Annotated in this window: 8 protein-coding genes; 4 read left to right on the top strand and 4 right to left on the bottom strand. The window is 69.0% G+C overall.

What is annotated here, in order from left to right; translation table 11 throughout:
* Window positions 1-99: 99 nt before the first annotated feature.
* The 3 genes from hydA to V6M46_RS09220 all read right to left on the bottom strand — a co-directional run bounded on the left by hydA (window position 100) and on the right by V6M46_RS09220 (window position 4,140).
* Complete coding sequence (hydA, locus tag V6M46_RS09230) at window positions 100-1,536, bottom strand: dihydropyrimidinase (RefSeq protein ID WP_332664042.1); 1,437 nt, start codon at window positions 1,534-1,536, stop codon at window positions 100-102.
* A 9-nt stretch (window positions 1,537-1,545) separates the two neighbouring features.
* Window positions 1,546-2,394, bottom strand: coding sequence for a nitrilase-related carbon-nitrogen hydrolase (locus V6M46_RS09225; RefSeq protein ID WP_332664039.1), 849 nt, complete (start codon window positions 2,392-2,394; stop codon window positions 1,546-1,548).
* Window positions 2,395-2,541: 147 nt separating this feature from the next.
* A complete protein-coding gene (locus V6M46_RS09220; protein WP_332664036.1) occupies window positions 2,542-4,140 on the bottom strand; it encodes a PucR family transcriptional regulator in 1,599 nt (532 codons plus the stop codon).
* Window positions 4,141-4,235: 95 nt separating this feature from the next.
* On the opposite strand from V6M46_RS09220, the gene V6M46_RS09215 reads away from it, so the two are divergent.
* The 4 genes from V6M46_RS09215 to V6M46_RS09200 all read left to right on the top strand — a co-directional run bounded on the left by V6M46_RS09215 (window position 4,236) and on the right by V6M46_RS09200 (window position 9,011).
* A complete protein-coding gene (locus tag V6M46_RS09215) occupies window positions 4,236-5,744 on the top strand; it encodes a CoA-acylating methylmalonate-semialdehyde dehydrogenase (protein ID WP_332664033.1) in 1,509 nt (502 codons plus the stop codon).
* 82 nt (window positions 5,745-5,826) lie between these two features.
* Window positions 5,827-7,182 carry an aspartate aminotransferase family protein gene (locus V6M46_RS09210; protein WP_332664030.1) on the top strand — a complete coding sequence of 452 codons (1,356 nt, stop codon included), beginning with the start codon at window positions 5,827-5,829 and terminating at the stop codon, window positions 7,180-7,182.
* 140 nt (window positions 7,183-7,322) lie between these two features.
* Entirely contained in the window at window positions 7,323-7,946 is a 624-nt protein-coding gene (locus V6M46_RS09205; protein ID WP_332664027.1) for a type IV toxin-antitoxin system AbiEi family antitoxin domain-containing protein, read from the top strand.
* A 21-nt stretch (window positions 7,947-7,967) separates the two neighbouring features.
* Window positions 7,968-9,011 (top strand): nucleotidyl transferase AbiEii/AbiGii toxin family protein, encoded by a 1,044-nt coding sequence (locus V6M46_RS09200; RefSeq protein ID WP_332664024.1) that lies wholly within the window; start codon window positions 7,968-7,970, stop codon window positions 9,009-9,011.
* Window positions 9,012-9,123: 112 nt separating this feature from the next.
* Here V6M46_RS09200 and V6M46_RS09195 read toward each other — a convergent pair.
* The coding region (locus tag V6M46_RS09195) for a hypothetical protein (protein WP_332664022.1) at window positions 9,124-11,688 on the bottom strand (2,565 nt) is incomplete at its 5' end.

Genomic DNA, 11,688 nt, shown 5'->3' with positions numbered 1-11,688 from the left:
TCGAAGCCGTGCGTCTCGGACAGCTTGGCGAGCTGCACCGTGCGCCACGCGGGTGGATTGGTCTGGAGGACGACGCCGAAATCCATGATCAGCCTTCTGCTAGATGAGGTACTGGGAGAGGTCGCGCTTGACGAACCGACCATGACCCTTGGTGCCGACGTACGCGTTGTCGTCCACGATCACCGTGCCCCGCGACATCACGGTGTCGACGTGCCCGTCGATCTCGAAGCCCTCCCACGCGGAGTAGTCCATGTTCATGTGGTGGGTCTTCTCCAGGCCGATCGAGGTGTGGCCGTTGGGGTCGTAGACGACGATGTCGGCGTCGGCGCCGGGTGCGATGACGCCCTTCTTGCCGTAGAGGCCGAACATCCGCGCCGGCGTCGTCGAGGTGATCTCGACCCACCGCTCTAGCGAGATCTGACCGCTGACGACGCCCTGGTACATCAGGTCCATACGGTGCTCGACCGACCCGATGCCGTTGGGGATCTTGGAGAAGTCGCCGAGCCCGAGATCCTTCTGGTCCTTCATGCAGAACGGGCAGTGATCGGTCGACACCATCTGGATGTCGTTGGTCCGCAGGCTCTGCCACATGTGGTCCTGGTGGCCCTCCGCGCGCGAGCGCAACGGCGTCGAGCACACCCACTTGGCGCCCTCGAAGCTCCCCCACTTCTCCCCCTGCGCGCCGAGCTGCTCCTCGAGCGACAGGTAGAGGTACTGCGGGCACGTCTCGCCAAACACGTTCTGCCCGGCATCGCGGGCGGCGGCGAGCTGCTCGACGGCCTGCTTGGCGCTGACGTGCACGACGTAGAGCGGCGCTCCGGTGAGGTTGGCCAGCATGATCGCGCGATGCGTCGCCTCCTCCTCCATCTGCCAGGCGCGGGCGACCCCGTGGTAGTACGGGTCGGTCTTGCCCTGCGCCAGCAGCTGCTCGACGAGCACGTCGATCGCGGGCCCGTTCTCGGCGTGCATCATCGTCATGAGGCCGGTCTCGGCAGACGTCTGCATGGCTCGCAGGATCTGGGCGTCGTCGGAGTAGAACACCCCCGGATAGGCCATGAACAGCTTGAAGCTCGTGATGCCCTCGTCGACCAGGCCGTCCATCGCCTTGAGCGAGTCGGCGTTGACGTCGCCGATGATCTGGTGGAAGCCGTAGTCGATCGCGCAGTTGCCGCGCGCCTTGTCGTGCCACGTCGCGAGGCCGTCCATGACCTGCTGGCCATACGTCTGCACGGCGAAGTCGATGATCATCGTCGTGCCGCCCCAGGCCGCGGCCCGGGTGCCGGTCTCGAACGTGTCGGAGGCCGCGGTGCCGCCGAACGGCAGCTCCATGTGCGTGTGCGCGTCGATGCCCCCGGGGATGACGTACTTGCCGGTCGCGTCGATCACGGTGTCGACCGTGCTCGCGAGGTTGCTGCCCAGGAGCGTCGATCCCGGGGCCAGCACGCCCACGATGACCTCGCCGTCGACCAGGACGTCAGCTGCCGAGCGGCCGGTCGCCGTGACGACCGTCCCGCCGGTGATGAGTGTCGTTGCCATGACCTCTCCTTACGGCTTGGCGATCGACGTGTACGAGTCGGGACGGCGGTCGCGATAGAACTGCCAGTCGTCGCGCATCTGCTGCACCATGTCGAGGTCGAGATCGCGGATCAGGACCTCCTCGTCGGTGCTCGAGCCGCGCTCGCCGACGAAGTTGCCGCGCGGATCGATGACCTGGCTGGTGCCGTAGAAGTCGACGGCGAGCTCCCCGTACTCATTGTCCTCCTTGCCGACCCGGTTTGGCTGGAGCACGAAGTAGCCGTTTGCGACGGCCGCACACGGACCCTCGACCTCCCACAGGCGGTTGCTCAGGCCGGGCTTGGTGGCGTTGGGGTTGAAGACCATGTGGGCGCCGTTCAGCCCGAGCTCGCGCCAGCCCTCCGGGAAGTGCCGGTCGTAGCAGATGTACATGCCGATCTTGCCGACGGAGGTGTCGAACACCGGGTAGCCCAGGTTGCCGGGACGGAAGTAGAACTTCTCCCAGAACCGGTCGAGGTGCGGGAGGTGGTGCTTGCGGTACTTGCCGAGGACGGTGCCGTCGGACTCCACGATCACCGAGGTGTTGTAGTAGACGCCGGTGATGTCCTCTTCGTAGATCGGCAGGATCATGACCATCGACAGCTCCTTGGCGAGCGCCGCGAAGCGCTGCACGATGGGGCCGTCGGCCGGCTCGGCGTAGCGGTAGTACTTCTTGTCCTCGGTGATGCCGAAGTAGGGGCCGTAGAACAGCTCCTGGAAGCAGATGACCTGCGCACCCTCCGCCTTGGCGTCGCGCGCGAACTGCTCGTGCTTGTCGAGCATCGACTCCTTGTCGCCGGTCCACGTCGTCTGCGTGATCGCGGCTCTGATGACCGTCACTTGGCTGCCCTCTCGCTACCGGGTCCGGATCGCGGACCGTTGTAAGGCGCTCACTCTAAGCAGGTCGAGGCACCTCGTCCAGACATTCAAGGGGACAGGCGTTTCGCGAGAGTGACTTCGTGTGACGGACGTATGAACGCGGGGTCCTCAACGGGCGTGATCGTGCGCCATCATCGCGACGCCGAGCGACAGCTGCGATGACGGATCGTCCAGGCGTACGCCCAGCACGTGCTCGATCTGCGCGAGCTTGGCGTAGAGCGCGGGGCGGCTGCGATGGGAGGTGCGCGCGAGCCGCGACTTGTTGCCGCCCGCGGCGAGGAACTGCCGCAGCAGGTCGAGCAGCCCGCCGCCGTGCCGGGCCTCGTACGCCAGCAGGGGGGCGAGCTCGGCCTCGACGAACGACTGCACGCGCGGATCGTCGTGCAGCTGCGCGATGAGCCCGTGCAGCCGGATGTCGGCCTGGCGGAAGTACGCCGGTCCGGGCGCGAGCGCCTCGTGCGCGACCCTCGCGACGTGTTGCGCGGTTCGCAGCGACCGGCTGGTGGAGAGCAGGTCCGGCTCGGCGGCTCCCGCGCCGATCGTCACCGGGTCGTGACCGGGGTCGAGTCGCATGGCATCGGCGAACGCGGTCAGCACCGCGTCCTCGGTCGAGCGCGCCGGCACCGACAGCAGCAGGATGACCTGGTCGTCACCGAGCGCGCCGGCGATCGCGGACTGCCGCGAGGCGGTCAACGCCTTGGAGACGCGTTCGCCCAGCCGACGCTGCGCACGGTGGGTGGTCGCCGCCTCCCCTACCGCGACGTCGACCTGGACCGCCGCGCCCACGTACGTGTCGCCGGGCGCCAGTCCCAGTGCCAGCGCGCGGGTCAGGGCCGCCGACTCCTCGACGAGCCGGCCGTCGAGCAGCTCGCTGAGGAAGCCACCCTGCGCCTGGAGCTGCACGGACTGCTGGTCGCGCTCGATCATGCGGGAGAGCTCGACGGCCTGGGCGACCCGCTCCACGAGCATGCCGAGCCGCTGCTGGTCCGCCGCCGGGTTGGGGACGACCAGCCGCCCCCAGGTGTGGCCGTGCGTGCCGACGACCGTGGTCAGCCAGCCCTCGAGTCCGGCGAGTCCCGTGCCCTCACGCCGTGGGCAGAGCCGCGATCGGCGCTCCCAGTCGGCCAGCAGACCCTCGGCGGGGCGCCCGATGGCGTGGAACGCGACCACACGACGGTTGAGGTCCTCGAGCACGATCGAGGAGCCGGCCATCTCGGCCCCAGCTCGTACGAGCTCCTCGACGCCGGCGCCGTCGAGGCTGAGCGCCGTGAACGTCTCGTGGACGTCCTGGGCGAAGCGCACGAAGTCGAAGCGGTCCGCGACGATGCCGCGGTGCACCTCCTCGGTGATCAGCACGAAGCGCGCCTGGTGGTGCAGCACGACGAGGGGGAACTCCGCGGACCGGGCGAGGTCGAGCACCGCCGCCGGGATGGCCGGCAGGTGCTCGCCGAGCTCGACGATGAGCCCGGCGGCACCGGCGTCGATCAGGGCCGACACGTAGTCCACCGCCTCCTTGTCGGAGCCGCGCATCGCGAGCCCGGTCGACAGCAGCAGCTCGTCGCCCTCCAGCAGGTCCGCGACCTCCCGCACCTCGCTCACATGGACCCACCGAACCGGCCGGTCCAGCCGCGTCGAGCCGGTCAGCACCTCCGGCTCACCGGCCTGTACGGCAGGTCCGGCGAGGATCGAGCGGATCGTGGGGATCATGCGCCGAGTCTAGTTGACACTGTGTAAAGCATTCAGCGCATCTGGCGACACATCGTCCATTGCGGTGATGGGCGCAGAGGCGGAGGATCGACAGCATGAGCGAGAAGACAACCATCGGGCACTGGCTCGACAACAGCATTCACGTGGGCAACTCCGGACGCTTCGGCGACGTCACCAATCCCGCCACCGGCGAGGTCACCGCACAGGTCGCCTTCGCCGACGAGGCCGATGCCGCGCGCGTCATCGCCGCGGCCAAGGCGGCCGCGCCCGGCTGGGCAGCCGCTTCGCTGACGACTCGCACCAAGGTGCTGTTCCGGTTCCGCGAGCTGCTCAACGAGCGCAAGGAAGAGCTCGCCGCGATCATCACCTCCGAGCACGGCAAGGTGCTCGCGGACGCCCTCGGCGAGGTGTCCCGCGGCCTCGAGGTCGTCGAGTTCGCCTGCGGCATGCCGCACCTGCTCAAGGGCTCGCACTCCGACGGCGTGTCGACCGGGGTCGACCTGCACTCCAAGCGCCAGCCGCTCGGTGTCGTGGGCATCATCAGCCCGTTCAACTTCCCGGCCATGGTGCCGATGTGGTTCTACCCGATCGCGATCGGCGCGGGCAACACCGTCGTCGTCAAGCCGAGCGAGAAGGATCCGTCCGCCGTGCTGTGGACCGCCGAGCTGTGGAAGGAGGCCGGGCTGCCCGACGGCGTCTTCAACGTCCTGCAGGGTGACAAGGTCGCGGTCGACGCGCTCCTGGACTCCCCCGACGTCAAGTCGATCAGCTTCGTGGGCTCGACCCCCATCGCTCGGTACGTCTTCGAGCGCGCGAGCCAGGCCGGCAAGCGCGTCCAGGCCCTCGGCGGCGCCAAGAACCACATGCTGGTGCTGCCCGATGCCGACCTCGACCTGGCGGCGGACGCCGCGGTCAACGCCGGCTACGGCTCCGCCGGTGAGCGGTGCATGGCGATCAGCGTCGTCGTCGCGGTCGGCCCCGTCGCCGACGAGCTGGTCGACCGGATCGCCGCACGTACCAAGACCCTGCGCATCGGCGACGGCACCCGCGGCACCGACATGGGCCCCCTCGTCACGCTCGCTCACCGCGACCGCGTCGCATCGTTCATCGAGGCCGGCGACGCCGCCGGCGCCAAGCTCGTGATCGACGGCCGCGAGTCGCCGGTCGACGGCGAGGACAACGGCTTCTGGCTCGGCCCCACGCTGTTCGACCACGTCAAGCCCGACATGAGCATCTACACCGAGGAGATCTTCGGTCCCGTGCTCTCGGTCGTACGCGCCGAGACGTACGACGAGGCGGTCGAGCTCGTCAACGCCAATCCGTACGGCAACGGCGTCGCGATCTTCACCAAGGACGGCGGGGCCGCGCGCAAGTTCGAGGTCGACGTCGAGGTCGGCATGATCGGCGTCAACGTGCCGATCCCGGTCCCGATGGCCTACTACTCGTTCGGCGGCTGGAAGAACTCGCTGTTCGGCGACACGCACGCCCACGGCGTCGAAGGCGTCCACTTCTTCACGCGTGGCAAGGTCATCACCAGCCGCTGGGCCGACCCGGCGGTCTCACCGTCCGGTGGCCTGGAGCTCGCCTTCCCGACGCACGATTAGGCGGGGTTGAGGCCGCCCGCGGCCGAACGCCCCGACAAGGTTGAGCCGTGGCGCCGCGGAGCGGCCACCTAGTCGAAACCTCGTGAGCCGACGACGCACAGCAACCAAGGAGTCAACAATGAGCAGGACGTACGACCTCGATCGCGCCCACGTGTTCCACTCCTGGTCCGCGCAGGCCGAGATCTCCCCCATGGTGATCGCCGGCGCTTCCGGCAGCGAGGTGTGGGACGAGGAGGGCACGCGCTACCTCGACTTCTCGAGCCAGCTCGTGTTCACCAACATCGGCCACCAGCACCCCAAGGTCGTCGCGGCGATCCAGGAGCAGGCGGCCAAGCTCTGCACGATCGGCCCGCCGTTCGCCAACGAGGCGCGGTCCGAGGCCGCGCGGCTCATCGCCGAACGTACGCCCGCCGGCCTCGAACGGGTCTTCTTCACGAATGGCGGCGCCGACGCCAACGAGCACGCGATCCGCATGGCCCGCCTCCACACCGGGCGGCCCAAGGTGCTGTCGACCTACCGCTCCTACCACGGCGGCACGCAGACCGCGATCAACGTGACCGGCGACCCACGGCGCTGGGCCAACGACTCGGCGACGACCGGCACGGTGCACTTCTTCGGGCCGTTCCTCTATCGCTCGGAGTTCCACGCGACGACCGAGGCCGAGGAGTGCGAGCGCGCCCTCCAGCACCTCGACCACGTGATCCGCAACGAGGGCCCCTCGACGATCGCCGCCATCATCCTCGAGACGATCCCCGGCACGGCCGGCATCATGGTGCCGCCGCCGGGCTATCTCGCCGGCGTGCGCCGCCTGTGCGACGAGCACGGCATCATGCTGATCGCCGACGAGGTCATGAGCGGCTTCGGACGTACGGGCGCCTGGTTCGCGATCGACCACTTCGACGTCGTGCCGGACCTCATCACGTTCGCCAAGGGCGTCAACTCCGGGTACGTACCCCTGGGCGGCGTCGTCATCAGTGACGCGATCGTCGAGACGTTCGCGCACCGCGCCTATCCGGGCGGCCTGACCTACTCCGGCCATCCCCTGGCCGCCGCGGCCGCGGTCGCGACGATCAACACGATGGCCGAGGAGGGCATCGTCGAGAACGCGGCACGGCTCGGTGCTGAGGTCTTCGGCCCCGGACTCGCCGAGATCGCCGACCGGCACCCCTGCGTCGGCGAGGTACGCGGACTCGGCGCGTTCTGGGCGATCGAGCTCGTCGCCGACCCGGAGACCCGCGAGCCCCTCGCGCCGTACGGCGGCAGCAGCCCAGCGATGAACGACATCATCGGCGCCTGCAAGAAGGCCGGCATGCTGCCGTTCGCCAACTACAACCGCATCCACGTCGTCCCGCCGTGCGTCATCAGCGACGACGACGCGCGTCGCGGCCTCGCGATCATCGACGAGGCGCTCGCGATCGGCGACGCCGTCGTCGCCTGAGCCTGCGGTCAGCTGCCGGTCGATCCTTGACGAGAGCTTCATCTCGGGCATTCGGGTATTACCAGTTCCAGCTTGGGGTCAATTAGTACTGGAAATGCTACAATTCCTACATTCTTTCCAGTACTAATAGGAGGACCGTGATGGCGACACCCCTGACGATCACGCGTGCGCCTCTCCGTACCGTGCGCCCAGCGGACCTCACTGAGGTTTACGCCCAACCCGGCAGACAGCTGCAGTACCTGGCCAAGCAGGGCCGCGTCCGCCACCTTGCCCACGGCTACTACTGCGCCATCCCCGACGACCAGGGGCCCGACTGGGAACCAACCGTTGAGGCCGCCGCGGCCGGGATCGCCACGGCCATCTACGGCGACAGAGCCGTCATCCTCATGGGGATGACGGCCGCTCGCGTACTGGGCGGCTATCCCCGCGCTATCGGCAAGGCAGTCGTCGCGGTTCCTGGCCAACACGAACCGGTCCGCCTCACCTTCAGGAAGGGCGTCGTGAGGTTCATGAAACGCACCATCGACGCGCTCGACGCCCGCCTTGAACGCACCGAACTCGGACCTGTCCTGACGACCACACCTGAACAGACGGTCCTCGACCTCACCAAACGGCCAGGACTCGCAGGGACGCCGGAGGCCGCGGCTGAGGCGATCCGCAACCTCCTCCCACAGTGCGACCGTGCCACGCTCGAACGGATCGCCGACGCGCAGAAGATGCGGGCGACGCTAGCCCGCCTCGATGCGAACCGCCAGCGACGCTAGAACGGCCGGGAGCAGGTCACGATGAGTGAGAGCCACGCGGACGGCGGACAACAGTTCGCCGCGGACGCCCGCCAGTCATTCGAGACAGCGACGCCCGGCACCCCCACATGGAGTGAAGCTGCTGCCCAGTACGCCACCACCACAGAAGGCGTCAAACGGCTCAAGCAAGCCGCTCGCGAGGCCGAGGCCAACGGCGGCGAGGACCGCGCGGCTGCTCTCCTAGTAGCAATCAGACGCGGCGAGACCCTACGCGAGGCCACGGCCGAAATGGCCCGTCTTGCCGCCAAGGAAGGCAGACGCCTCCGACTCCAGGACGACCTTGATGCCGTCGCCGCCAAGTTTGCGGTCGGCACCGAGCAAGTGCGCAGGGACCACCTGATCTCCCACATTCTCGGCGCTCTGACCACCATGGAAGGCGCCGACGACCTCACCTTCTTCGGCGGCACAGCGCTGTCTCGCACGTACCTGCCCAACCTGCGCCTGAGCGAGGACATCGACCTCATCACCCGCGGGCGTAGAGGCGACATGGCCGAAGCAATTCAAGCGACGATTGCACGAGGCCTGCAACGCAGCCACGGCACAATCTCCTGGAGTCCAGCGCCAACCACCACCAAGGGTTCAGAACCTGCCACTCTCGTAACCCAAGACGGCACCCGCGTCCAGGTGCAGCTGCTGTCATCTGACGGATACGAGGACTGGCCCACCGAGAAGTTGCCACTCATCCAGAGGTACGCCGACGCGCCGCCGGCAACGCTCACCACGTTTACACCAACGGCATTCGCGGCAGTAAAGACAGCTACTTGGGCTGACCGGTCCGCGCCGCGCGACCTGTACGACATCTGGGCACTCGGTGAGCACGGCTACATCACGGCAGAAGCAGCCACGCTCTACCGACGGCACGGCCCAACCGGAAACAACCCGGCTCCCGACGTCTTCCGAGAAGCGCCCTCGGAGGACGCATGGGCCGAAGCGCTCGGCCATCAAGGCCGCGTCGACATCGGTCCGGAACAAGCACTCGAGCGCGTGAAACTTCTCTGGGCGAAAGCCGCACACGCCTCACCTTGACGCTGCGTGATTGCCGCGTGGAACGGAGCCCAGGATCGTCCGCCATTTGCTGACAACTGCAGGCTAGGCCCAAAGCTTCACGACCTCTCCCGCGATCAGCCCTCGATCCAGGTCAGCTGCCGGTCGCGAAGGACCCCGCCTCGGGCAGGAGCTCCTGCGCCAGTGCCTCGGTCTCCGGCTCGAGCGGGATGCTCTGCAGCGCCTCGCCCATCTGCTCGAGCGTCCGCTGGACTCCGGCGACCCCGGTGCCGGCGTAGCGGGCCCGCATCAGGTCGCGCCACAGGAGCTGGCTCCCGGGGTTGATCCGGAGCCCGGACTCGGCGGCCTGGGCGGCTCCGCCGGGATCATCGTCGGACAACAGCTCCGCGAGCCGGTGGGCGCCGTCGACGACGACGCGGACCATCGTGCGGGTCACGTCATCGCGGGCGATCCAGCCGTAGCGGCCCTCGGGCACGCCGTCGAAGACCTCACCACGGACGAGCTTGAGCGCCCGGCGCAGGAGGTCGACCTCCTCGACCGGCGAGCTCGTGCTGCGGGCACTGATCAGCAACGTACGGGCGCAGTCCCAGTCGCAGACCACCTCGTCCGCGAGCGAGAGACGCCCGTCGACGTCGCTGCGGAGCAGGTGCGACCCGTCCGTCGCGCTGCCGAGCCATTGCCTGGCCCGCACGATCGTCGACTCCTGCACGTCGGCGGTGACGCCACGCGGCCACAGGATCCCGCCGAGCACGTGCGGGTGCACGCCTTCGGGGTGCAGCGCGAGGAACGTGACGAGCTCGGTCGCGATCGCCGCGCGGTCCACCGGCAGGTCACCGGCACCCTGGACCGTGACGCGGCCCAGCACGCCGACCCGCCGTGACGCGGTCGTCCAGGCAGCGTCGTCGTGGGGTCGAAGCGGCTCCGGAATGCGTACGCGGTCACCGTGCTCCGGACGATCGGGCTCACGCGACGCGATGAACAGCTCAGCCACGGCGCTGACCTGCGACGGGTCGATCCGGTTGGCGGTCAACGTGAAGTCGAGCTGGGGCACCGAGAGGGTGCCGTGCTCGTCGACCCGCAGGCGCCACCGGGCAGCCTTGTGCTCGCCGGCGACCACGACGGAGAAGGACTGGCGACCGACTCCCGCGAGCGCACCGAGCCGCTCGGCCACATCGCTCTCGGGTGCGTGGCCGCACACCACGAGGTAGGACGGCAGCTGGCCGCGGCGGCGCAGTCGGCCGCTCAGGACTTCCTCGCGCAAGCCGGAGATCTGCTCCTCGAGGTCCGGGAGCTCGGCACGGAGGTCGTCGGTGACGCGAATCCGATCGTCGCCGATCTGCTCGAGACCGTGGGGCAGCCCGCTGGCGATGACGCGCACCGCCCGGGACCAGGCCGTGGTCGCGGCCTGGACCGCGATCGCCGCGGCAACCTCCTCGGCCACGTCGGTGTCGCCGACGAGCGACACGACGCCGCCGGCCGACTCGAGGTCGACCATGACGTCACGTCCCTGGTCGTCGACGCCGAGGCTGACGAGCGCCGGGTAGGGCGCCACCTCGTGCGGGCCGGGAACCTCGCCCTCGGTGCGCTCACAGCGCCACCGGCGACCGTTGTCCAGCACCGTCCACTCGCCCACCGCCTCGGGGACCGCCGGCGCCAGCAGGAGCTCGACGGAGTCGTCGTCGACCACGGCGCCGTACACCGGGGGCAACGCGACGCCCTGACGACGGCACTCCAGCGCCAAGGTGCGCAGGCTGCCGTCGAGCCACGAGCTGCGGGCGAGCGCGGCCGCGATGCGGAAGTCGGTCTCGACCTCGAGGGCGTCGTCGTCAGGCCGGCGTCCGATCTGCTGACGGCGACGGACGGCCAGCGCGCTGATCACGCCGGCGGCCAGCAGCCCGGCGCCGATCGCCCAGCGCGGAACATCGGACGAGACCACCGCGTCCTGGGTGACCTGCTCGTCCGAGGCGAGACCCGCATCGAGGTCCGTGACGACGGGAGCGGGTTCCGTCGCGGGCGGCTGTGGAGCGGTCTGCCGGGCCACGCCCACCGCATCGTCGGGCATGACGAGCTCCCAGCCCGGCTGGATCAGCCGAGCCAGCTCGAGCTTGCGGCCGTCGGGCTGGACGCGGTCCTTGTTGAGCTCGTAGATCTCCTTGTAGCGCTGACCCGCGCCCAGGTGCTTGTCCGCGATGTCCCAGAGGTTGTCGTGATAGCCGTTCCGCGGAGCCTTGACGGTGTAGATCTTGTCGCCGGCCTGCTCGACCTGCGGTGCCGCCGCCTCGGCCTGAGCCGTCTCGGCCGCGACCGAGACCGCGTCGACGACCTGCGCGGCCATCGACGACGTGTGCGCCGCGCTGTCCCCGACCGGGGTGGCGGCCTGCGCCGTGCCCGCCATGATGCCCGACATCATCAGGACGCCGACCAGCACCTGCGCCAGCTTCTGCAACGGTCCGGCGAGCGGCACCGAGCGCGCCATGCCACCTCGTCGAGCCGCGATGACCTCGACCACGACGCACACGATGAAGTAGAGCCATGCCAGCCAGACGACTCCGACCAGGACCGACAGCAGGTCCTCGAAGCTCAGCTGCTGCGCGAAGTCACGCATCGACGGGAACGACGTGGGGATCGGCGGGGGGCCGGCCAGCACCAGGAGCAGCGCCGGCAGACCCACGAGGAGCGCGAGGAGCGCCAGCCCTGA

It is taken from the genome of Aeromicrobium sp., from assembly GCF_036676885.1.
Classification (GTDB): domain Bacteria; phylum Actinomycetota; class Actinomycetes; order Propionibacteriales; family Nocardioidaceae; genus Aeromicrobium.
This window is presented reverse-complemented; position numbering and strand designations above follow the sequence as displayed.